A 23,365-nucleotide genomic window follows, 5' to 3' on the forward strand; every position below is an offset into this window, starting at 1 on the left:
GCACCCAGCCCCCCGACCCACCCGCCTCCGTGCGAGAACAGACAATTTCACTTTTACGGTGGAAAAATACCCTTTGTGGTCGGCGCGCCATCGGCTGATAGGGGATCCCGCAGGATCACCATCACAATCGATTAATGCAACCTTTCAACTCAAACACTCTCTAACTTCCTAATATCTATAAAATCGATAGAATTCATTAACTTAAAACTTTAAACTCAAAACTGCCCTCCAGGGCCCACATGCTTGCAATGCGACCCTGCCCATATTAACATAGTGGATAATACCCACAACTAAGGTGCCGCCATGGAACTACGCAAAGCGGTTTTCGCCGGTAGCTGGTATCCGGCCGAGGCTTCGGCCTGCGAAGCGGAGATCGAGGGGTTTCTGGAGGGTGAAGCGGCCACCGGCCCCTTGCAGGGGCAATGGTGCGCCGGTATCGTTCCGCATGCCGGCTGGTATTACAGCGGCCGCATCGCCTGCCGGGTAATCGCCCGCCTCAAGGGGTCCCGCCCCCCCGACCTGGTGGTGCTTTTCGGCATGCACCTGCCACCGGGGGCCACCAGTAGCATGATGCCTATGGGTGCTTGGGAAACCCCCTTCGGACCACTGCCGGTGGCCGAAGCGCTGGCCCGCGACTTGATGCAACGGTTCGCGTTCCAGGAAGAGACCCCTCGTCGTTACGCGCGGGACAACACCATCGAATTGCAACTGCCCTTCATCAAGTATTTGCTCGATCCGGGCCGCATACTGGCCATCGGCGTGCCGCCCCGGGCCGAGGCCCTGGCCATCGGCCAGGCGGTGGTCGATTGGGCCGCTGATCAAGGTCAACGTCTGGTGGTCATCGGCTCCACCGATCTGACCCACTACGGCCCCGATTACGGCTTTACGCCCCGAGGGACCGGCAGCGCGGCACTGTCATGGGTGCGGGACAAAAACGATCGACGTGCCGTCGATGCCATGCTGCGCCTGGCGCCCGAAGCGGTCATCGAGGAAGGCCTGACCCATCAAAACGCCTGCTGCGCCGGGGCGGCCGCCACCGCCATCGCCGCCGCCAAGCGGATGGGCGCCGACCGGGCCGAATTGGTGGCCTATGCCACCAGCCATGATTTGAGTCCCCGAGACAGCTTCGTCGGCTATGCGGGCATCGTGCTGGGGCGCGGCAACGGGTGACCCGCGGACCGTTGAAGCACGCGGCCCCTGCCATCCGTTTCCGGATGGCAGGGGCCGGGGGTGGGGCGCAGGAATCTTTTTCTAAAGTCGCGTGCTGCCGCGGCCGATAACAGGTCAGAGGCTTCGCGGGGGAGTCTCTAAAGATATATGTCTCATATATCTTCCTTTAGCCGGCGGGGCGGTCGATCCTTGGCCGTCCCGTCCCCCTACTTGCCGGTCCACGGCATTTTACGTCTCCGTGTCGACCGCCCGCCTTTTTCCCGAAGATCCGGACCTATTTTTTGGGTTTGATCTGTTGGGAGCGCATGCCCCAAACGAACACCTTGATCCACTCGAAGCCGAATTGGAGCAGTGCGTGGTCGTCGCTTCGCAGTCGGCGCACCAAAGCCCCGGCCACCTTGTAGCGCTTCAAGAAACTGCTCTGGAACACGAAATCCCGGAACTGGTCCAGATTGTAGGCCGCCATGAAGGCCATCCGGCCTTTGGCGCCGGAGGGCCCTTCGGCCCCCCAGGGATTCTCGACGAAGCGCCGGTGCAGCTCGGCCCAGGCCAGGGTCAGGGGGTAGTAGGCCTCGGCGCCCTGGTCGCGCACATAGGCATCCACGGTCCAGACCCGATCTTCGGCGGGTCCTTGGCAAAAGTCGGGGGGACGGAAAATGTGCATCGGTTCACTGCGACCCGAGGTTGCATCCAGCCGGGCACCCTGCTCCATGGGGAACAGACGACATGTGTGGGGTCGGTCCCCGTAAACCCGGCATCCTTCGGCGCTCAGAAAAATACAGGGCTGCCCCGCCCCATCGGCCATGCGCAGCAGCACTTCGGGGAAAAAATGGCCCGGCCGCAGCACCACGTCCACATATCCATCGATGAATTGGTCGGACGGGATGGCCAAGGCCTGTCGTAGTCGCAGCACGTCGTATGGATAGAGAAACAGGTTCAGGTTGTGACAGCAGCGATTGAAGCAGGTAACACCCGGGTGGCAGCGAAAAGAGAAGGTTTCCTCCGGCCCGAACACCCGCCCTTGCAAGGTCTGCAATGCATCCTCATCCAGATATTTCATGGATCCCCCTTCACAACAGCCCCCCATTTGCAACGGCCAGAATCATCTGCGCAACGGTCATCCGGATGCGGCCCCCGTACCCCGTCCGCCCACGCAAGGCCCGTTCCAAGCGGGCCATTTCCACGTAAAGGGGTGTCCGATCCAGCAGGGGTTGTACCCCTTTACCGCATTGGCGATAGAAATCGTCACACCCTTGCCCGATCTGCTGTTTCCCATCGGGGCGTCGCAGGCGGTGGGGGATGCCGTGCAGGCGGCAGATCATGGGCCGCTGGGCGTAGAGCAAGCAGCGATCCGCCGCGTTGAGGGGGCACATCACCCCGGCGGGGGCCGCGGGGTCGGGTATCGCTTCGGCCCGTTGTCGGATCGTCGCCCGTTCCGCTGCGGGCAAGGCTTCCAGCCCGGCCTTTAAATAAAGGTATTCCGCCAGGGTGTAATGAAAAAAAAGGGACCGGCAGCAGTTTTGCGCACAGCCGCGGCACGCGAAGCCCGCCTGCCTGGCGGCTTGCCCGTAGGCCGCATCCATGCGGACGAACAATTGTGCCAGTTCGGCCGCCAAGGGCGACGGCAGGGACAGGGCGTGGGGCATGAGCGTTTCCTATCGCATCTGGGTCGGGAAGAAGGTGCGCGCATAGAGGGAGAGCGCGTAGCGATCGGTCATGCAGGCCAACAGATCGCACACCATCCGTTCCCGGGAACAGTGATTGCTGTCCAGGGCCGGCAGCCCCATTTTGGCCAACTCCTCGGAAAGCAACGGTTCATCCTGCAACAAAAAGGCGTAGAGTTCGGACATGATTTTCTTGGCCTTGATGAACTCGTTGTGCACAGTGGGTGAGCGGTAGACCCTTTCGTAAAGAAATTGGCGCAGTTCGGTCATTGCGGAGTAGACCCGCTCACCCATATCCAAAACCAACCGGCCCTCCCGCGGTTTGCTGGTGGCGATCAGATCGGTCATCATGGTGATGAGCCGTTCTTGATGCGTCGGCCCCAGCACCCGCACGCAGGTCGGCGGAATGTCGGTTGCGTCGATCACGCCGCTGCGAATCGCATCGTCCAGGTCGTGATTCAAATAGGCCATGATGTCGGCCACCCGCACCACCCGGCCCTCCATGGTCAGCGGCAGTTCGTCGGGGTCGTCGGGCATGATCTTGCCGTACCCCTTGGAGTGCTTGACGATGCCGTCGCGCACCTCGAAGGTGAGATTCAACCCCCGGCCGCCGTTTTCAAGGACCTGGACCACCCGCACGCCCTGGGCCTGATGGGAAAACGATTCGGAAAAGATCTCCTTGAGCACCAGTTCGCCGCCGTGGCCGAAGGGGGTGTGGCCCAGATCGTGGCCCAAGGCGATGGCTTCGGCCAAATCCTCGTTCAGAAACATGGCCCGCGCGATGGTGCGGGCGATCTGGGCCACTTCCAACGTGTGGGTCAGGCGGGTGCGGTATTCGTCCCCCGAGGGATTGAGAAACACCTGGGTCTTGAGCTTGAGGCGTCGAAAGGCGTTACTGAAAAGGATGCGATCCTTGTCCACCTGGAATGCGGTGCGGATGGGGCACGCCGGTTCTGGAACGACACGCCCGCGGGTGTGGGCGCTCAAACAGCCGTGGGGCGACATGAAGTTGGCTTCACGCCGCTCGAACTCTTCTCGCAGTGTCATGCTTAAAAAAAAGTTTCCAGGGTTACAGGTTCAGTGTTAAGTTGGACCCCGCGTCACCGGCTTGCCCAACGGTTGCGCCCCGCGTTCCATGAAGGCCCCCCGCGGGCAGCCGGAACGCGGGGATCGGCTACCGATGGGCCAAGAGCCGCACGGTATCCCATTATGTAAATGCAGGCAACTTGAATTTCCTTGATGCGATGAACGATCATCATCTCATAATGGGTCAAATGGCGGATTTTCTCTCCGGACAGATGCTGGACGACACCCACGACGAACGTTACCGTCAGAAAATCGCCCGGCTGCTGGTGACGGAGAAGGGATACCCCAAATCGGAAATCCGTGCCGGCCGAACCATCCGCATCGAGGTGGAAGGACGTACGGCGCAGTTGCCGCTGACCTTCACCGTGGTCCGGGAAACACACACCGTCATGTTGATTCATTACGGCCCGGGCTCCCTGACCACCCGCCACCGGCCGGCCCTGGCACTGGGCCGCCTGGTGGCGCCTCATCAGGTGCCGCGGGTAGTGGTGACCAACGGCGAAACGGCCGACATCCTGGCGGGCGACACCGGTCGCCTGCTGGGTCAAGGACTGGGGCAAATCCCCTCGCGCCGACAACTGCAACGAGCGTTGGCGAACTGGCAGTGGCGACCCGTGCCGGCGGCCCGTGCCGCCATGGCCGCCCGCATCGTCATGGCCTATGAAGTGGACGACCGTTGCCCCTGCGACACCGATGTCTGCGTGTGGCCCGCGGCACCGAAGCAATAGCGCCCCACCGCAGGCGATGGCCGGGGGTACCGTGTAAGGCTGCCGGATGCCGGGTCCGGACCGACATGCAACAGGAGAAGCGCTCGATGGAACATGCCCGTTTCATGGACCGGGCCTTGGCGTTGGCCCGCAAAGCCCTGGCGGCGGATGATTTTCCCGTGGGATGCGTGGTGGTGCTAGACGGCGAGATCATCGCCGAAGGCACGCGCATCAACTCCCACGGTGCAACACCCAGCGAACTGGATCACGCGGAAATGATCGCCCTGCGACGGCTCGAAGCCCTCGGCGATGGCCTCGATCACCGCCGGCTGACGCTCTATGCGACCCTGGAGCCTTGCCTGATGTGTTACGGTGCGATTCTGATCGGCGGCATCGGTACCGTGGTGTATGCCTATGAAGACGTCATGGGCGGCGGCACGGCCTGCGACCGCGCCCAACTGCCGCCTCTCTATCGGGACAACGACATCCGGCTGGTGCCCGGCGTGCGGCGGGCCGAAAGCCTGTCCCTGTTCCAGGCCTTTTTCAGGCACCCCCACAACCGGTACTGGTGCGACAGCCTTTTGGCGCACTACACACTGGCCCAATCCCCGCGCTGAGCTCCCCATGCCGCCCTGCGCAGGGGGACGGCGGGCAACTGGAGAATCGCCGCCCTTTATATTTTTTGCTTGCAATTTAAGGGGCGTTTCTATATTGAAGAAAGATTTTGAAGGGTTGGTTGATTAAATAACGACTGATTTCAGGTGGCTGGCTCGACGTTCCCGGCGACCGCAGTCGCAAGACACAACAGCAAGACACAACAGCAAGACACAACAATCAGATCAGGAGGTGTCGGCATAGCTCATTTCAAACCCGCAAAAGACGATCAAGCGGCACGCGTGCGCATGAACCAGGCGATTCGTGTCAAAGAGGTCCGCGTTATCGATCCGGACGGCAACCAGCTGGGTATTTTGCCGATCCGGGATGCCCTTGCCGCGGCGGCCGAATTCGGTTTGGATTTGGTGGAAGTATCGCCCACCGCCAATCCGCCGGTGTGCAAAATCATGGATCATGGTCGCTTCAAATACGAGCAGACCAAGAAGCAGCAAGAGGCCAAGAAAAAGCAGACCACTTTCCAGGTGAAAGAGATCAAGGTGCGGCCCAAAACAGGCGACCACGATCTGCAGACCAAGCTGGGTCACATGCGCAAATTCCTGGAACGCAAGGACAAGGTCAAGGTGACGGTCATGTTTCGGGGCCGGGAAATCGCCCTATCGGATCGGGGCCGGGACCTGTTGCAAGTGATCGCCAAGGAGATGGAGGAATTTGCGGTGGTCGAGCAGATGCCTAAGTTTGAAGGGCGAACCATGATTATGGTCCTCGCTCCGAAATAACAGGAAGAATCGGGGCGCCGTCGCCGGGACGGCCGGATGCACCAGTGACAGCGCCTACCGAAACCGGTTGCAGAGACCCTTTTGGCGTGAGCCGGTGTGGTTATCAGCGCTCGCGCCATCCGTATTTATAAAGTGCCCGGTCCGGCGGCCACCGTATTGGCACCGGGATCCGTTTTGGCGCTGAATGCCAACAGGAGACAGTGAAATGCCCAAAATCAAAACCAATCGCTCGGCCGCCAAGCGGTTTCGCAAAACCGGCAGCGGGAAATTTGTATTTTCCAAATCCCACCACAGCCACATTTTGACCAAAAAGAGTACCAAGCGCAAACGGACTTTGCGGCAGGCCCAATTGATTAAAGCCAGCGACATGCGAGAAGTGCGGCGCTTGCTGCCCAACGGATAAAGGAGACTACCATGCGTATCAAAAGAGGATACAAAGCCCGTCGGCGCCGCAACAAGGTGCTGAAACTGGCCAAAGGGTTCCGGGGCGGCCGGGGCAATCTGTTTCGCCAAGCCGCCGACTCCGTGGATCGCGCCCTGAACTACGCCTACCGTGACCGCCGTCAGCGCAAGCGGGACTTCCGGCGTTTATGGATCGCGCGCATCAATGCCGCCGCCCGCATGAACGACATTTCCTACAGCAAGTTCATGAGCGGTTTGCGTAAGGCCAGCGTGACCTTGGACCGCAAAGTGTTGGCTGAATTGGCACTGTCCGATCCCACCGGGTTTTCCAAAGTCGCCGCGCTGGCCGCCCAGCAAAAATAGGCCCCTTCCCTTCGGGGAACGTCCGCACCAGCCACGATGCGGCCATCTTGAGGCATGATGGCCGCGCATCATCATACCCTCAATCATTGGAACCGGAACGACAGTGGACCAGAACAGCGACCAAGTCCGCGCGGCGGCAATGAAGGAAATCGAGGCGGCCGAAACGCCCGAAGCGATACAAGCTTTGTCGATCCAATACCTGGGCCGCAAGGGCGTGGTGACGCAATTGCTGCGCGCCGTGGCACAACTGCCCCCTGAGGCGCGCCCCGAGGCCGGCCGCATGGCCAACGCGGTCAAGCAGGAGATCGACGCGGCCTGCCGGCAGGCCCTCGAACGTTTGGAAAGTGACCCCGCCGGTCGGATGGAGCGCATCGATGTCTCCCTGCCCGGACGCCCCATGGTACCCGGCACGTTGCACCCCATCACGCAAATCACCCAGGAGATCTGCGACATCTTCACCCGCATGGGTTTCGAGGTGGTCGAGGGGCCGGAGGTGGAGACCGATTATTACAACTTCGAGGCCCTCAACATTCCCAAGAACCATCCGGCCCGGGACATGCAAGACACTTTCTATGTGTCGGAAGATGTGGTGCTGCGCACCCACACCTCACCGACCCAGCCGCGGGTGATGGAGCAGCGGCAACCGCCCGTGCGCATCATCGCGCCCGGCAAGGTGTATCGCTGCGATTCCGACCTGACCCATACCCCCATGTTCCACCAGGTGGAAGGCCTGCTGGTCGACGCAGGCATCTCCTTCGGCGATCTCAAGGGCACCTTGACCGCTTTCATCCACCAAATGTTCGACCCCCGCACCCGACTGCGCTTCCGGCCCAGTTTCTTTCCCTTCACCGAGCCCAGCGCCGAAGTGGACATGCTCTGCGTCATGTGCCGCGGCGAGGGATGCCGGGTCTGTTCCCAGACCGGCTGGTTGGAGATCCTGGGCGCCGGCATGGTCCATCCGGCGGTATTGGAAAACGTCCATTACGATACCGCGCGCTGCACCGGCTTCGCCTTCGGCATGGGCGTCGAACGGATCGCCATGCTCAAGTACGGCATCGACGACATTCGCAAATATTTCGAAAACGATATCCGCTTTCTCGCGCAGTTTTGATAAAGGCACACCATGAAGGTTAGTCTCAGCTGGCTCAATGACTATGTGACGGTGACCCTGGCGGCCGATGCCCTGGCGCACCAATTGACCATGGCCGGCCTGGAGGTCGAAGGGGTCGAGGACCGCTATGGCTATCTGGCCTCGGTGGTGGTGGGCCGCATCGATGCCGTGGCGCCCCATCCCGATGCCGATCATCTCAAGGTCTGCCAAGTCGGCACCGGCACCGACACCATCGCCGTGGTATGCGGCGCGCCCAATGTGGTCGAAGGCATGCTGGCGCCCCTTGCCCTGCCCGGCAGCCAACTGCCCGACGGAACGCAAGTGACCGAAAGCACCATCCGCGGCCGGCGTTCGGCGGGCATGCTGTGCAGCGACGGTGAACTGGCGCTGGGTACCGATCGGTCGGGCCTGATGGCCCTGGATGCCGGCTTGACACCTGGAACCCCGCTGAACAAGGCCTTGGGGCTTGCCGATCCCGTCTTCGAAATCAGCATCACCCCCAACCGCCCCGACTGCCTGAGCGTTCTGGGCATCGCCCGTGAAGTGGCCGCCATCCAGGGGGCGCCACTGCGCCGCGCACCCGTTGCCCTGCCGACGGCCGGGGGCGACATCAACACCCTCACCTCCGTGGTCATCGAGGCGCCGGACCACTGCCCCCGCTATGCGGCCCGGCTGCTGGAAGAGATCACCGTGGGACCCTCCCCCTTCTGGCTGCAGGATCGGCTGCTCTCCGTGGGACTGCGGCCCATCAACAATATCGTCGACATCACCAATTTCATTTTGATGGAGACCGGTCAGCCGCTGCACGCCTTTGATTTCGACCGCTTGGCGGAACAGCGCATCGTGGTGCGCACCGCCGGTGACGGCGAGCGCTTCACCACCCTGGACGGCAAAGAGCGCACCTTGACCCCGGAGATGTTGATGATCTGCGATGGTCGCGGGCCGGTGGCCGTAGGCGGTGTCATGGGCGGCCTCAACTCGGAGATCGAACCCCACACCACACGCGTGTTGATCGAAAGCGCCTACTTCGACCCCATCAGCATCCGTAAAACCGCCAAGCAGCTGGGGCTCAAGACCGAAGCCAGCCACCGTTTCGAGCGGGGCGTGGATCCCCACGGCACCCGCTACGCCCTTGATCGCGCGGCCCAACTGATGACCGAGTTGGGGGGCGGGCGGATGATCGACGGTTGCATCGATGCGGCCCACGACCTGCCCGCCTCGGCCACCCTCTCGCTGAGCGTGGCCGCCACCAACCGGGTGCTCGGCACCGACCTGGACGGCGAGACCATGGGAGGTCTGTTGGCATCCATCGAATTCGAAGTGAACGGACCCCGGCAGGATATCCTGACGGTAACGGCCCCCAGTTTCCGCGTGGATGTGAGCCGCCCCGAGGACCTGATGGAGGAGGTGGCGCGGCGGGCCGGCTACGACCGGATCCCGGTCACTTATCCCGCCATCCCGCCCGATGCGCGCCCCACCCCGTCCCTGGTGACGCGGCGCCGGCGCATCCGTCGCCTGCTGACGGGCATGGGGTTCAACGAAATCATCACCTACAGCTTCGTCCACGCCGACGCCGCGCGCCGGTTGCGATTGCCCGACGACGACCCGCGCCGCAACGCTTTGGGGATCCTCAATCCACTGACCGAGGATCAGGCCGTCATGCGCACCAGCCTGGTGCCCGGACTGTTGCAAACCATGGGGCACAACCTCGCACGGCAATCGCGCAACCTCAAACTGTTTGAAATCGGTAAGATCTTCATCAGCCGCGGCGACAGCGCCCAACCGGAGGAGAGCGACGTGCTGGCCGGTTTGTGGACCGGCGACCGCACCCCGCCGGGATGGTACGGCAAACCGGAGCCCTGCGACTTCTATGACTTGAAGGGCGCGATGGAAGGGTTGTTGGCCGGTTTGCACGTGGCCCCGGTGTCTTTCACCCGCCTGACCGACGACCGGTGCACCTTCACCCGGCCGGGCGCCAGCGGCCGCATCATGGTGAACGACCGGCCCATCGGCCTGATCGGTCAGTTGCACCCGGCGGTGGCCGACGCCTACGATCTGCGGCAGACGGCCTACCTCTTCGAGATCGATCTGCCGGCGCTGGTGGCCCATATTCCCGATCGGCTGCAAGCAAGCCCCCTGCCCCGCTTCCCCGCCACCGCCCGGGATGCCACCCTGATCGTGGATCGGGAACTGGAAAGCGACAGCATCCTGGAAGCGGTGCGACAGATGAACGAGCCCCTGGTGGAGGCTGTGCAGTTGTTCGATCTGTTCGCGGGCAAACCCATTCCCGAAGGACGCAAGAGCCTCTCGCTGCGCATCGTTTACCGTTCCTCCGAAGCCACCCTGGCCGACGAAGCGGTCAACCAATTGCACAAGGCCATCACCGACCACCTGGTGCAGCGCTTCAAGGCCGATTTGCCGACGTAACCACAGGGCTGTCAGAGAGGCGTTTTTCGTGTTATATGAGGAAATTCAGTTTTAAGTTTTAAGTGTTAAGTGTTAAGCGATGGTATTCTGCCAATTTGAATAGGTAGGCCGCCGATTGATCGGCGGCAGCGCTGCGCGATGGCGGATCACCGTTTTGCCGCGGCCCGGGGATACGCAGAACAATAGATTCGGGCCGCAAAGGCCAGTGGTAGATAGCGCCGCTCACACACCGCCGGATGGCATGACCGCCCCGCCTGCGAACCACCCGAGGGGGTTGATCAATGCACCCTGAAGCGCCCAAAATTCCCGACAAGCTCTTTTTCCGCATCGGTGAAGTGAGCCGAATCACCGGGGTGCCCACCTCCGTGTTGCGCTTCTGGCAAAATCAATTCGGACGCATCCGCCCCAAGCGCACCGAAGCCGGCCAACGGCGCTATCGCAAAAGTGACGTGGAGCTGATTCTGACCATCAAACATCTGCTCTACGACCGCCGCTTCACCATCAAAGGCGCGCGCCAATACCTGCAAACCGCCACCGACCAAGCAGCCCCGCCGCCACCCACCGACAAGGAGCTGCTGCGCCAGGTCTTCGCCGAACTCAAAGCCCTCCGGAATCTGTTGGATTCTTGACCGCAGACAACCCCTTTGCCCCCTGTACAATAGCTGTTGACATCCCTTTGGCCTTGCCTTATATAAGGGCCTTGGTAAGCGGGCATAGCTCAGCTGGTAGAGTACAAGCTTCCCAAGCTTGGTGTCGCGAGTTCGAATCTCGTTGCCCGCTCCACCATTTTAAGTCCGGAATGTCATCTGAGCCGAACTTAGTAAAGTAGATGCAGTGCCGGAAATGTTGCGGCGCATGTTTCAGATGATGGGTTCCAGTTAGCGGATTCGCATATTTCAGGTCGTCAACGATCTACTTTACGGGAACGGGCTTCATGCCCGTTTTTGTTTTTTCGCCGGGAGCGCAACGGTCATGACGGACCCGCGAGACAATGATAGGCAGACCGTAATCGGCGGCACCAACCCCGTCATACCGCAGGTTTGGCGGTTGGCCGAACCCCTGTGCCGCGCCGAAGGCATGGAATTGGTGCATGTGGCGTTTCAGCGGGAGCCCGGCGGACGAACCCTGCGGCTCTATCTGGATAAGCCAGGGGGGGTTACGTTGGGCGATTGCGCCACCGTCAGCCGGCAATTGAGCGACCTGCTGGATGTCGGTTTGGCACTGGAAGGCGCCTATCGGTTGGAGGTCTCTTCCCCCGGCGAACAGCGGCCTCTGGGACGATTGAGCGATTTCGAACGTTTTCAGGGCTGCCGGGCCAGGGTGCGCATCGCCCGCCCGATCAACGGGCGTAAGAATTTCACCGGCACGCTGCAAGGCGTGCGGGGGCCCGCCATCCAAATGGTGGTCGATAATCAAGTGGTGGATATTGTGTTTGCCGAAATCGTCAAGGCGCACCTTATACAACCGAATGGAGAAAACCCATGTTGATGTCAGACATTAAACGCGTTGTGGATCAAGTCAGCCGGGACAAAGGAATCGACCGGCAGATTCTGATCCAAGCCCTGGAAGAGGCTCTGCGCTCCGCCGCACGCAAAAAATATGGTGCCAAGATCGATATCGAAGCAAACTACAACGAAGAAACCGGTGAAATCGAGGTGTTTCAGTTCAAGGAGGTGGTGGAACAGATCGATGAACCCGATTTGCAGATCACCTTGGAAGAGGGGCGCACGCTGGATCCGGAATGCGAAGTGGGCGACAGCCTGGGCACCAAGATGGATGCGGCCTCTTTCGGTCGAATCGCCGCCCAGTCCGCCAAACAGGTGATCATTCAGAAACTCAAAGACGCCGAGCGGGATGCGGTCTACACCAATTTCATCGACCGCAAGGGAGAGATCATCAACGGCATCGTGCAACGCTTCGATCGCGGCGATCTGATCGTCAACCTGGGCGCCACCGAGGCGGCGTTGCCGGTACGTGAACAGGTGCCGCGGGAAAGCTACCGGAGGGGGGACCGCGTCCGGGCGCTGATCTTGGACGTGCTCTACGAAAGCCGGGGACCCCAGGTGGTGCTGACCCGCACCCACCCCGACTTTCTGGTCATGCTGTTCAAGACCGAAGTGCCCGAAATCGCCGAAGGCATCGTGGAAATCAGAGGAGCGGCCAGGGAACCCGGCAGCAGGGCCAAGATCGCCGTGTCTTCCCAGGATTCGGACATCGATCCGGTGGGGGCCTGCGTGGGCATGAAGGGCAGCCGGGTGCAGAACGTGGTGCAGGAGTTGCGGGGCGAGAAGATCGACATCATTCCATGGCATGTGGATGCGGCCAAGTTCGTGTGCAACGCCCTGGCGCCGGCCGAAATATCGAGGGTGATCATCGACGAGGAGGATCGTTCCATGGAGGTGATCGTGCCCGACGAATTCCTTTCGGTGGCCATCGGCAAACGGGGACAGAATGTCCGCCTGGCCTCCAAGCTGACCGGTTGGCACCTGGATGTGGTCAGCGAGACCCAATACAACCAGACCATGCAGAGCGGCTACAACTCCCTGGTGCAAATCAGCGGCGTGGGCATCAGCCTGGCCGACGCCCTTTTTGAAAAGGGTTTATACTCGGCCGAGGAGCTGGCCAATGCCGATATTGACGATCTGGTCGAGATTCGCGGCATCGGCGCCGAAAAAGCCCGCCAGCTGATCGCCAACGCCCAATTGGCCCTCAAGACGACGGCGGCCGAAGAGGCGGAAGCGGCCGCAGCCGAAGCTGCCGCGGCCGAAGCGGCTGCGGCGGAAGCGGTCATCGCCGAGGAGGCGCCGGCCGCCGATGACACCGCCGCCGCGGCCGAAGAGGACGGTACGGCAATCGCGCCGGCGGAGGCCATTGACGCGGCACCCGCGGAGGAAGACGACCCCGCACCGGACGACTCGGACACGACGACAATGCCGTCCCAAGAATAGCCGCATGCGGAACCGGGAAACGGCCACGCCAATCACGTAAGGGGGATGGATGACACAACCCAAGAAAAGAGTATACGAGCTGGCACGAGAGCTCAACATGACCAATAAGGACCTGCTTGAAAAGATCAGCTCGCTCGACCTGGGTCTGAACTCCCACATGAGCGCCTTGGACGAAACCCACGAGGCCAAAATCCGCCAACTGGTCCAAGGCGGCCCCGAGCCTGATTTGGAAGAAAAGCGGGTCAAGCCCACTGTTATTCGACGCCGGCGCAAAGCCATGGAAGCCGAGCCGGATACACCCGCTGCGGCCGAAACCGAAGCCCCGGCGGAAACGGCAACCGGCACGGAGACCACGGCCGAGGCGCCGGCGGAACCCCCGGCTGCCGCCGAGGCACCGAGTGAAGAAACGGCCGAGACGCCGGCCACCGAGGAAGCAACGCCTTCCGAGAAGCCGGCCGCGAAATCGGTCCGTAGGAAGAAAGAAGAAACGGCCGCGCGCGTGATCGCCCGCCCCCCCGTACCCGAAGCCGCTGAACCGGTCCAGGAACCGTCTGAAGCCGCTCCCGAAACCCCATCGGCAGAAGCGCCGGAACCCCCTGCGGAGACATTGCCGACGGAAACGGAAGTGGAGGCGCCCGTCTCGGAAACGACACCCACCGAGACCACCGAACCCGTTGCGCCCGTAGAATCCGTCGAATCCCCTGAGGCGTCGGAGACGTCCGCCGAAGTGCCGGCCGCCAAGGAAGAAGCGCCCAAGCCCAAGGCCAAGAAGAAGAAAAAAGAGGCGGCGGCCAAGATCATCAAACTGCCCGAACGCCCACCGGCACCTCCCGAGTCCGAGCCCGAGCCCGAGGTGCCGACCGCGCCCGCGGCCATGGTGGAAACCGAGGCGCCCAAATCCGATCGGCCCAAGAAAAAGGGAAAAAAGAAGACGGAGGTCGAAGAGGAGAGCCAGGACAAGAAATTCCTCAAAAAGAAAATCTCCTTTCGCAAGAAAGAGGTGGTCGAGGGGGCCGATCTCTATTCGGATCGGGGCAAGGGTCGTAAGGGCCGCAAGGGCGGCAAAGCCAAATCGATGCCCGCGACCCAGAAAACCCAAATCACCACCGCCAAAGCCATCAAACGGCGGATACGGATCGATGACACCATCGTGCTGTCCGACCTGGCCAAGCGCATGGGCATCAAGGCCGGTGAAATGATCGCCCGCCTGATGTCCAACGGCGTGATGGTGACGGTCAACCAAACCATCGACTTCGACACCGCCACCCTGGTGGCGGCCGAATTCGGCTACGAAGTGGAAAAGGCCGCCTTCGAAGAGGAGACCATTTTGCATACCGCTCAACCGGACGATCCCGAAAACTTGAGCCACCGCCCGCCGGTGGTCACGATCATGGGCCACGTGGACCACGGCAAAACGTCGCTGCTGGATGTGATCCGCAAATCGCGGGTGACCGCGGGCGAAGCCGGCGGCATCACCCAACACATCGGTGCCTACCTGGTGTCCACCGACAAGGGCCACATCGCCTTTCTGGACACGCCGGGCCATGAAGCCTTCTCCGCCATGCGCTCCCGCGGCGCCCACATCACCGACATCGTCATTCTGGTGGTGGCGGCCGACGACGGGGTCATGCCGCAGACGGTGGAGGCCATCAACCATGCCAAGGCCGCCAAGGTGCCGGTGATCGTGGCCGTCAACAAGATGGACAAACCGGATGCCGATCCGGACCGCGTGCAACGGCAACTGGCCGAAATCGGCGTCACCCCCGAAGCGTGGGGCGGCGACACCATCTTCGTGCATGTATCGGCCAAGCAGGAGACCGGCATCGACGAATTGATGGAGATGATCCTGCTCCAGGCCGAAGTGCTGGAACTCAAAGCCAACCCGGACAAGCTGGCATCGGGCCATGTGGTGGAAGCCAAGCTGGACTCCGGCCGCGGACCGGTGGCCACGGTGCTGGTCAAGGAAGGCACCCTGAAAACCGGCGACCCGGTGGTCTGCGGGGTGCACCACGGCAAGGTGCGCGCTCTGATCGATGATCGCGGCCGGAAAGTGGACCAGGCCGGTCCGTCCCACCCGGTGGAACTGATCGGCCTGTCGGGCGTGCCCATGGCCGGTGACGAAATGGTGGCCCTCAAGGATGAAAAGGACGCCAAGCAGGTCGGCCAGCATCGTTTCCAGAAACAGCGCGCCAAGGAGCTGGCCAAAACCAGCCGCCTGAGCCTGGACAAGCTGTACGAGCGGATGCAGGAGGGCGAGGTCAAGGAACTGAACGTGATCATCAAGGCCGACGTGGACGGGTCCATGGAGGCCATCCGCGACTCGCTGGTCAAGCTGTCCAACGAAGAGGTGGCCATCAATGTCATGCATGCGGCCACCGGCACCATCACCGAATCGGACATCTCCCTGGCGGCGGTTTCCGAGGCCATCATCATCGGCTTCAACGTGCGCCCCAACCCCAAAGTCCAGGATATGGCCAATGAAGAGAACGTGGACATCCGGTACCACAATATCATCTACAATGTGATCAAAGAGATCAAAGATGCCATCGTGGGGCTGATGAAGTCCACCTTCGAAGAGCGCTTTGTCGGTCGTGCCGAAGTGCGCGAGGTGTTCCATGTGCCCAAGGTGGGTGCCATCGCCGGCTGCTATGTGACCGACGGCAAGATCGAACGGGGCAAGCTCACCCGCTTGCTGCGCGACGGTGTCGTGATCTACGACGGCAAGAACAGCTCCCTGAAACGGTACAAGGATGACGCCAAGGAGGTCCAGAGCGGTTACGAATGCGGTATCGGCCTGGAGAACTACAATGACATCAAGGTGGGCGACATCATAGAAACCTATTACATTGAAGAGATTCGCCCGGAAGTGGAGTAATGCCCAAACGATCCTCGGCCCAGCCGCACATGGCGGTGGGCTATGGTGTGTTGACCTTCCGGCTGCATGACTGCCGGTCGCTGAAAGCCAAACGCAGCGTCGTGCGGTCCATCATCGGCCAAATGCGCAACCACTTCAACGCCGCAGTGGCGGAAGTGGGCGCCAACGACATCCACCAGCGCGCCCGAATCGGGTTCGCCTTGGTCGGCCCGGACCATCAGGTGATCAATGCCAAGATGGACAAGCTGATCAATTTCGTGGATGGGTTGGGCCTGGCCGAAATCATCGATACGGAGATGGAGATCTTCCATTTATAAATACCATGAAGCCTTTTTCCCGCGCTGACCGCGTCGGCGGTCTGATCCAACAAGTGGTGGCCGAACTGTTGCACAAGCAGATCAGCGATCCGCGCCTGGCGGGTGCCACCATCACCGGCGTCAAGATGAGCCGCGACCTGCGGCTGGCCAAAGTCTATTTTTGCACCCCGGCGGGCGAGGCCTCCCGCCAGGACGCCCTGGACGGGTTCGAGCGGGCACGCGGTTTTCTCAAACGGGAGCTTGCCCAGCGGCTCACTTTGCGCTATATGCCGGACCTTCGTTTTTATTACGACGGTTCCATCGACTACGCCACGCGGATCGAACAGTTGCTCAAAGCGGTGAAACAGGATGATTCCGACCATCATTGAACAGATCGAGCGCCACCGGAACTTTCTGGTGGCCTCGCACACCCATCCGGACGGCGATGCCATCGGCTCTTTGTTGGCCACCGGGCTGGCCCTGCGGGCCATGGGCAAGACGGTCCACCTGTTCAATGAAAGCCCCATTCCAGCGGTTTACCGCTTTTTGCCCTCGGTGCACACCATCGTGCCGCACATCGATCCGGAAATGGCTTTTGATGTGGCCATCGTTCTCGATTGCGGCGACATCGAGCGGGTCGGCCAGGCGGCGGCCCACATCCGGCAGGCCCCTTTGCTGATCAATATCGATCACCACGTGACCAACACCCGCTTCGGTCATCTGAGTCTGGTGGACGAGGCGGCCTGCGCCACGGCCGAGATCATCCACCGCATCATCCAACGCATGCCGGTCAAGATCGATTGCGCCATGGCCACCGCCATCTACACCGGGATTTTGACCGATACCGGATCGTTTCGGTTTTCCAACACCAACCGGGCGGCCTTCGCCATTTGCGAAGCGATGATCAGCCGGGGCGCCAACCCCTATGAAGTGGCCCAACACGTGTACGGCACCTACTCCCTGGGGCGCATCAAGCTGCTCAATCTGGCCCTGGACTCCCTTGAAATCGCGCCCAACGGCAAGGTGTCCGTCATGACCTTGACCCAGCGGATGTTGCGGGAAACCCGCACCCAGGCGGAGGATATCGACGGATTGATCAACTACGCCCGTCGCATCGAAGATATCAAGGTGGCGGCGCTGATCCATGAACTGGGCGGTCCGGACAACGGCGCCCGCGGCAAGGGGCGATCACAGTTTCACGTCAGTCTGCGTTCCGACGGAACGGTGGATGTGGCCCGCATCGCCGCGCAGTACGGGGGCGGCGGGCATACGAGCGCATCGGGGTTTTCCATCGAAGCCACGCTGCCCGAACTCAAGCAACAGCTCATGGGACTGGCGTGCACCGATCCCGAGTTATGTGCCGGTCCGTGAACGGTATCGTGGTGATCGACAAGCCGGCGGGCCTGTCGTCGGCCAGGGTCGTGGCCCGGGTCAAAAAGATTACCGGCGCCGCCAAGGTGGGGCATACCGGCACCCTTGACCCTTTCGCCACCGGGGTTTTGCCGTGTTGCCTCAACCAGGCGACACGCCTGGCAAGGTTTTTTTTACACGGCGAGAAGGGGTACGAAGCGGTATTGCACCTTGGGTCGACGACCGACACCCAGGATGCCACCGGCCAGGTGGTGTCCCGGCAAGCGGTACCGCCTTTGTATAGGGAAACACTGGCCGAGGTGTTCGCCCGTTTCGAGGGCGTGCAAATGCAGCAACCGCCAGTGTTCGCCGCCTTGAAACACCAGGGCGTGCCGCTTTACCGCTTGGCGCGCCAGGGCCGTCCGGTGGCCAAGGCGCCACGGCGGATCACCATCGGCCGCTTGCGCATCCTGGAGATGTCTTTGCCGACCGTGCGTTTCGCCGTAACGTGTTCGGCCGGCACTTACGTGCGCACGCTGTGCCACGATATCGGCCAGGCGTTGGGATGCGGGGGACACCTGGCCGCTTTGCGCCGCACGGCCGGCAGCGGTTTCACCATTGCCGAGGCGGTCTGCCTGGAGCGTCTGGAAGCGGCCGTGAACGACGGTACCTGGCGCGCCCTGGTGGTGCCCATGGCCGAAGCGTTGCGCAGCCTGCCCGCTTGCGAAGCGGGGACGGCGTTGCTGGAACATATCGCCCGGGGACGCCCCCTTTCACGGGAAGCCTTGTTGGACGGGGCTCTTCGCTGCGCTTCCGATGCACCGGCCACCACGCCCATCAAGGTGGTCGATGCCCACGGCACCCTCAAAGCGGTGGTGCAAGCGGCCGAACAGGGGGATCGTTACAATTATTGTTGTGTTTTTAATTAATTCAGGGCAAAATCCGCAGCAGTTGAAAAAAAAGGAGGAACGGAACAGTGGTTTTATCGACGCAAGACAAAAAGGGTTTGATTGAACAATATAAACTGCACGACACGGACACCGGCAGCCCGGAAGTCCAAATCGGCCTGCTGACCCACCGCATACACTACCTGACCGAGCACCTGAAGATCCACAAGAAGGATCACCACTCCCGTCGGGGGCTGCTGATGCTGGTGGGCCAACGCCGGCGGTTGCTCAATTATGTCAAAAACAACGACGTCCAGCGCTACCGGACCATCCTCGAAAACATGGGGTTGCGCCGCTGATATCCCAGCGGGCGAAACCGTTACCGCCGGCGGTGATCGATGGCGACCACAGTTTGCCATAGGCCGCCGGTTTGATTATGTATCGCTCGAACGCTCGCCATGCACGCCACCCAAAAGGGCATGGCGGCGGCAAGCGACGCCCGCTGTGCACCGGTGTTTTAACAATTATCATCGAAACGGGCCCTGCCCGCGCATTCGGTATGAAGGGGCTGAGATTCCGACTTTTCTCGCCAAGCCGCCAAGGCCGCCAAGGCGTAGCACCGCCCTGGGATCACTTGGCGTTCTTTGCGACTTTGCGAGAACCGCTTCTCAGCCGCCTGATGCCGCACCGGCGCGGGCCATACGACCCCGTTTCCAGACCTTCATCCAACCGTGCAAGGCGCCGCAAGCGCCTCGCGGCGCATTGGGTGTTACCCACGCCGGCGGACCGCGTTGCCCGCTGATTTTGGTCGGCATCGGCCGACCTCCCCGCGCAGGGCATGCCGCACCGGCAACCAACAAGGAGACGATCACATGGAAATAACCCTTACAACAGAGGTCGGGGGCAAGACCCTGACCATCCAGTCCGGCAAGACGGCCAAACAGGCCGGCGGTGCCGTTCAAATCCAATACGGCGATACCATTGTCCTGGTCACGGCGGTGGCCGCCCACGACGAAAGACCGGCCGACTTTCTGCCACTCACGGTGGAATACCAGGAAAAAATCTACGCCGCCGGCCGCATCCCCGGCAACTACTTTCGTCGTGAAATCGGTCGTCCCAGCGAGAAAGAGACCCTCACCGCCCGCCTGATCGACCGCCCGATCCGCCCCCTGTTCCCCAAACAGTGGCGCCACGAAACCCAGGTGATCGCCACGGTCCTCTCCATGGATCAGGAAAACGACCCGGATGTGCTCGCGGTGGTGGGCGCCTCGACGGCCCTCACCCTGTCCGACATCCATTTTGCCGGTCCCATCGCATGCGTGCGCGTGGGGCGGGTGGACGGCGAATTGATCGCCAATCCCACCATCAGCCAATGCCAGGTGTCGGATATCAACCTGATCGTGGCCGGCTCCAAAACCGGCGTGGTGATGGTGGAAGGCGGCTCCCAAGTGGTTTCCGAAGCGGAGATCCTGGATGCCATCTTCTTCGGCCACAAGGCGATGCAGCCGATCATCGATCTGCAAGAGCAGCTGCAAGCGGCCCTGGGCAAGCCCAAACGGCCCTTCACGCCGCCTGTCGCGGACGAAGCGTTGGCCGAACGGCTGGCCGACATGGCAACGGACAAAATCGACCAAGCCGTGCGCATCCCGGAGAAGGTTGCGCGTTCCAGTGCCTTGCGCGCTTTGAAAAAGGAAATTTTCGAGAGTCTGGGAGAAGAATTCGCGGAACGGCGCGGCGAGGTGTACGAGATCCTGGACGGCGTGCAGAAAAAAATCTGCCGCCGCATGATCCTCGAAGAAGGTCGGCGCATCGACAACCGCGGTTTCGACACCATCCGGCCCATTACCTGCGAAGTCGGGATTTTGCCGCGCCCCCACGGCAGCGCCCTTTTCACCAGGGGCGAAACCCAGGTGTTGGGGGTGCTCACGCTGGGATCGGGGCCCGACGAGCAACGGGTGGAAACCCTCAGCGGTGAAGAGATGCGGCCCTTCATGCTGCATTACAACTTTCCGCCCTTTTCCGTGGGTGAAGTCAAGCGCGTCGGCGGCCCCAGCCGCCGGGACATCGGCCATGGGGGGCTGTCCACCCGCGCCATAGAGAAGGTTCTGCCCGACCGCGAAGACTTCGACTACACCATCCGGTTGGTTTCCGAGGTACTGGAATCCAACGGCTCCTCTTCCATGGGCACCGTATGCTCGGGTATTCTGGCGTTGATGGACGGCGGCGTGCCCATCAAGGCACCGGTATCGGGCATCGCCATGGGGCTGATTCAGGAAGGAGAGCAGGTGGCGATCCTTTCCGACATCCTGGGGGACGAAGACCATTTCGGCGACATGGATTTCAAGGTCGCCGGTACCCGGGAGGGCATCACCGCCCTGCAGATGGACATCAAGATCCACGAACTGTCCCGCGAAATCATGGATAAGGCTCTGGAGCAGGCCCGCCGGGGACGGCTGCACATCCTCGACAAAATGCTCGAAGCGTTGGCCGAGCCGCGCAGCGACATCTCCCGGTTCGCGCCCAAGATCTTCACCATCAAGATCAACCCGGACAAGATCCGTGACATCATCGGCCCGGGCGGCAAGGTGGTGCGCGCCATCCAGGCCGAGACCAATACCCGCATCGAAATCGATGACAGCGGCATGGTGAAAATCGCGGCCACCAACGAGGAAGAGGGCAAGATGGCCATGGAACAGGTGCAGGCCATCGCCATGGATCCCGAGGAGGGCGCCATCTATGAAGGCAAGGTGGTCAAGACCACCGATTTCGGCGCCTTCGTGCAAATCGCCCCCGGCACCGACGGTCTGGTCCACATCTCCCAACTGGCCAATCGCCGCGTCGCCAAGGTGACCGACGTGGTCAAGGAGGGGGATATCGTCAAGGTCAAGGTCCTGGAGGTTTCCCAGGACGGCCGTATCCGCCTGAGCCTGAAGGCTGCGCTGGAAGAGGAGCAAAAACGCGGTGCCAAGGAAGACAATCCTGCCTAACGGCATCAAGATCGTATCCCAACACATGCCCCACGTCCGCTCGGTCTCCATGGGAGTCTGGGTGGACGTGGGCGCTCGCGACGAGTCCGACGAACAGAGCGGCTTGTCCCACTTCATCGAACACATGATCTTCAAGGGGACCACCCGGCGCAGCGCCTACGATATCGCCAAGGCCTTCGACGCCATCGGTGGTCAAACCAACGCCTTCACCTCCACCGAGAGCACCTGCTATCACGCCCGGGTCATGGACACCCACCTGGAGACCATGGTGGAGATCCTGTCGGACATTTTTCTCAACTCCATGTTCGACCCCTTGGAGGTGGAGCGGGAGCGGCCGGTCATCCTGCAGGAGATCGGCATGGTGGAAGACGCCCCCGAGGAGTATGTGCATCTGCTGGCGGGAGAAACCTTCTGGGGCGATCACCCCCTGGGTCGTTCGATTCTGGGCACCCGGGAAAACATCCGCTCCTTCTCGGCCGACACCATCAAAGGTTTTTTCCACCGCTTCTACCATCCGGAACGCATCGTCATCAGCGTCGCCGGCAATCTGGATCACGACCGTTTCGTCGATCTGACGGGACCGGCCTTTGCCGCCATCCGAAACGGCCAATCCTTGCCGGAGCGCACCACCCCCCGGATCGAAGCGCGCAACCGCACGCACGCGCGCCATCTGGAACAGGTGCATCTATGCCTGGCCACACCGGGCATGGCCATCACCGATCCACGCCGGTTCGCCTTCTCCCTGCTCAACACCCTGCTGGGCGGCAATATGAGCTCCCGTTTGTTTCAAGAGATCCGCGAGCGTCGCGGCCTGGCCTATTCGGTCTACTCCTTCATGATGTCCAACGTGGACGCGGGCATGTTCGGCGTCTATGCAGGCGTGGGCCCCTCGGACGTGGAGCGCACCCTGGCGCTGATCCGCAAACAGATGGATCGGCTGCGGCACGAGCCGGTATCGGCCGATGAACTGCGCGACGCCAAGGAGTTCACCAAGGGCAACCTCTGGTTGGCCGCCGAGAGCGTGGACAACCAGATGGTGCGCCTGGCGCAGAACGAAATTCACTTCGGCAACTACATTCCCATGGCGCAGGTGGCGCGCAGCATCGATGCCGTCAACGCCGAAGATCTGCAAGCCCTGGCGACCGACCTCTTCCGAGAGGATCGGCTGTGCACCACGCTGTTGGGGCCGGTGGAAACCTCGGGCGTTCAATCGCCATGACCCGCGCCAACCCCACGCTCCGCATCCGGCGACTCCACCCGGACCAGGACCAGGACATCCCTTTGCCCCGCTTCATGACCGAGCGGGCCGCGGGCATGGATTTGTGCGCGGCCATCGAAACGCCCTTGACCCTGGCGCCGGGTGCCATCGCCCTTGTTCCCCTGGGGTTCGCAATGGCCCTGCCCGACGGGTACGAAGCCCAGATCCGCCCTCGCAGCGGGCTGGCCATCCGCCACGGCGTCACCGTCGTCAACGCACCGGGCACCATCGACAGCGACTACCGCGGCGAGGTGCAAGTGGGGCTGATCAACCTCGGGCCGGCCGACTACACCCTGCACCGGGGCGAACGGATCGCCCAAATGGTGATCCAGCGGGTCTGCACGGTGGATGTGGCGGAGGTTGCAAGTTTGGACGACACGCCGCGGGGCGAAGGCGGCTTCGGCAGCACCGGGAAATAACGGCATGTCAAGCAACGCGAATGC

Annotated in this window: 23 protein-coding genes and 1 tRNA gene; 21 read left to right on the plus strand and 3 right to left on the minus strand. The window is 61.8% G+C overall.

Annotated elements, in window-relative coordinates:
* The first annotated feature begins 303 nt into the window (after positions 1–303).
* Entirely contained in the window at positions 304–1,170 is an 867-nt protein-coding gene (gene amrB / locus MRX98_RS11185; protein WP_246907480.1) for an AmmeMemoRadiSam system protein B, read from the plus strand.
* A 274-nt stretch (positions 1,171–1,444) separates the two neighbouring features.
* Here amrB and MRX98_RS11190 read toward each other — a convergent pair whose 3' ends face one another.
* Genes MRX98_RS11190 through MRX98_RS11200 form a run of 3 tightly spaced genes read right to left on the minus strand, consistent with a single transcriptional unit; the run spans position 1,445 to position 3,881 of the window.
* A complete protein-coding gene (locus MRX98_RS11190) occupies positions 1,445–2,230 on the minus strand; it encodes a YkgJ family cysteine cluster protein (protein ID WP_246907483.1) in 786 nt (261 codons plus the stop codon).
* Between the two features lie 10 nt (positions 2,231–2,240).
* Positions 2,241–2,816 carry a YkgJ family cysteine cluster protein gene (locus tag MRX98_RS11195; protein WP_246907497.1) on the minus strand — a complete coding sequence of 192 codons (576 nt, stop codon included), beginning with the start codon at positions 2,814–2,816 and terminating at the stop codon, positions 2,241–2,243.
* A 9-nt stretch (positions 2,817–2,825) separates the two neighbouring features.
* Positions 2,826–3,881, minus strand: a complete 1,056-nt coding sequence (locus tag MRX98_RS11200) for a deoxyguanosinetriphosphate triphosphohydrolase (protein WP_246907522.1) — start codon at positions 3,879–3,881, stop codon at positions 2,826–2,828.
* A gap of 218 nt (positions 3,882–4,099) precedes the next feature.
* On the opposite strand from MRX98_RS11200, the gene MRX98_RS11205 reads away from it, so the two are divergent.
* The 20 genes from MRX98_RS11205 to dut all read left to right on the plus strand — a co-directional run bounded on the left by MRX98_RS11205 (position 4,100) and on the right by dut (position 23,341).
* On the plus strand, positions 4,100–4,648 hold the full coding sequence (locus MRX98_RS11205; protein WP_246907525.1) for a type I restriction enzyme HsdR N-terminal domain-containing protein: 549 nt from the start codon (positions 4,100–4,102) through the stop codon (positions 4,646–4,648).
* An 86-nt stretch (positions 4,649–4,734) separates the two neighbouring features.
* The gene (locus MRX98_RS11210) at positions 4,735–5,244 is read left to right on the plus strand and encodes a nucleoside deaminase (protein ID WP_246907528.1); all 510 of its coding nucleotides are present in this window, start codon (positions 4,735–4,737) and stop codon (positions 5,242–5,244) included.
* Between the two features lie 285 nt (positions 5,245–5,529).
* Positions 5,530–6,018: a translation initiation factor IF-3 gene (gene infC, locus MRX98_RS11215; protein ID WP_246907534.1), complete on the plus strand. Its 489-nt coding sequence runs from the start codon at positions 5,530–5,532 to the stop codon at positions 6,016–6,018.
* Between the two features lie 205 nt (positions 6,019–6,223).
* Positions 6,224–6,421 carry a 50S ribosomal protein L35 gene (gene rpmI / locus MRX98_RS11220; RefSeq protein WP_246907537.1) on the plus strand — a complete coding sequence of 66 codons (198 nt, stop codon included), beginning with the start codon at positions 6,224–6,226 and terminating at the stop codon, positions 6,419–6,421.
* An 11-nt stretch (positions 6,422–6,432) separates the two neighbouring features.
* The gene (rplT, locus tag MRX98_RS11225; protein ID WP_246907540.1) at positions 6,433–6,783 is read left to right on the plus strand and encodes a 50S ribosomal protein L20; all 351 of its coding nucleotides are present in this window, start codon (positions 6,433–6,435) and stop codon (positions 6,781–6,783) included.
* 103 nt (positions 6,784–6,886) lie between these two features.
* A complete protein-coding gene (gene pheS, locus MRX98_RS11230) occupies positions 6,887–7,894 on the plus strand; it encodes a phenylalanine--tRNA ligase subunit alpha (RefSeq protein ID WP_425523881.1) in 1,008 nt (335 codons plus the stop codon).
* A gap of 12 nt (positions 7,895–7,906) precedes the next feature.
* Positions 7,907–10,321: a phenylalanine--tRNA ligase subunit beta gene (gene pheT, locus MRX98_RS11235; RefSeq protein ID WP_246907550.1), complete on the plus strand. Its 2,415-nt coding sequence runs from the start codon at positions 7,907–7,909 to the stop codon at positions 10,319–10,321.
* Positions 10,322–10,602: 281 nt separating this feature from the next.
* Complete coding sequence (locus MRX98_RS11240; RefSeq protein ID WP_246907553.1) at positions 10,603–10,950, plus strand: MerR family transcriptional regulator; 348 nt, start codon at positions 10,603–10,605, stop codon at positions 10,948–10,950.
* A gap of 78 nt (positions 10,951–11,028) precedes the next feature.
* Positions 11,029–11,104, plus strand: a tRNA-Gly gene (locus MRX98_RS11245).
* Positions 11,105–11,293: 189 nt separating this feature from the next.
* A complete protein-coding gene (locus MRX98_RS11250) occupies positions 11,294–11,809 on the plus strand; it encodes a ribosome maturation factor RimP (protein WP_246907566.1) in 516 nt (171 codons plus the stop codon).
* On the plus strand, positions 11,809–13,269 hold the full coding sequence (gene nusA / locus MRX98_RS11255) for a transcription termination factor NusA (protein ID WP_425523882.1): 1,461 nt from the start codon (positions 11,809–11,811) through the stop codon (positions 13,267–13,269). Before MRX98_RS11250 ends, nusA begins: the two co-directional genes overlap by 1 nt.
* Before the next feature lie 49 nt (positions 13,270–13,318).
* Entirely contained in the window at positions 13,319–16,144 is a 2,826-nt protein-coding gene (gene infB / locus MRX98_RS11260) for a translation initiation factor IF-2 (RefSeq protein ID WP_246907572.1), read from the plus strand.
* Positions 16,144–16,461, plus strand: a complete 318-nt coding sequence (locus MRX98_RS11265) for a DUF503 domain-containing protein (protein WP_246907575.1) — start codon at positions 16,144–16,146, stop codon at positions 16,459–16,461. The genes infB and MRX98_RS11265 overlap by 1 nt, the downstream gene beginning before the upstream one ends.
* Positions 16,462–16,466: 5 nt before the next feature.
* Complete coding sequence (gene rbfA, locus MRX98_RS11270; protein ID WP_246907578.1) at positions 16,467–16,829, plus strand: 30S ribosome-binding factor RbfA; 363 nt, start codon at positions 16,467–16,469, stop codon at positions 16,827–16,829.
* Positions 16,810–17,811, plus strand: coding sequence for a DHH family phosphoesterase (locus MRX98_RS11275; RefSeq protein ID WP_246907581.1), 1,002 nt, complete (start codon positions 16,810–16,812; stop codon positions 17,809–17,811). Before rbfA ends, MRX98_RS11275 begins: the two co-directional genes overlap by 20 nt.
* Positions 17,796–18,719, plus strand: coding sequence for a tRNA pseudouridine(55) synthase TruB (gene truB, locus MRX98_RS11280; RefSeq protein ID WP_246907583.1), 924 nt, complete (start codon positions 17,796–17,798; stop codon positions 18,717–18,719). The genes MRX98_RS11275 and truB overlap by 16 nt, the downstream gene beginning before the upstream one ends.
* A 47-nt stretch (positions 18,720–18,766) precedes the next feature.
* The gene (gene rpsO, locus MRX98_RS11285) at positions 18,767–19,036 is read left to right on the plus strand and encodes a 30S ribosomal protein S15 (protein ID WP_246907607.1); all 270 of its coding nucleotides are present in this window, start codon (positions 18,767–18,769) and stop codon (positions 19,034–19,036) included.
* A gap of 513 nt (positions 19,037–19,549) precedes the next feature.
* On the plus strand, positions 19,550–21,664 hold the full coding sequence (locus MRX98_RS11290; RefSeq protein ID WP_246907618.1) for a polyribonucleotide nucleotidyltransferase: 2,115 nt from the start codon (positions 19,550–19,552) through the stop codon (positions 21,662–21,664).
* Complete coding sequence (locus tag MRX98_RS11295; RefSeq protein ID WP_246907621.1) at positions 21,639–22,883, plus strand: M16 family metallopeptidase; 1,245 nt, start codon at positions 21,639–21,641, stop codon at positions 22,881–22,883. The genes MRX98_RS11290 and MRX98_RS11295 overlap by 26 nt, the downstream gene beginning before the upstream one ends.
* Positions 22,880–23,341: a dUTP diphosphatase gene (dut, locus tag MRX98_RS11300; protein ID WP_246907633.1), complete on the plus strand. Its 462-nt coding sequence runs from the start codon at positions 22,880–22,882 to the stop codon at positions 23,339–23,341. Before MRX98_RS11295 ends, dut begins: the two co-directional genes overlap by 4 nt.
* Positions 23,342–23,365 lie beyond the last annotated feature (24 nt).

This window comes from Desulfatitalea alkaliphila (genome assembly GCF_022968795.1).
In the GTDB taxonomy this organism is placed as follows: domain Bacteria; phylum Desulfobacterota; class Desulfobacteria; order Desulfobacterales; family Desulfosarcinaceae; genus Desulfatitalea; species Desulfatitalea alkaliphila.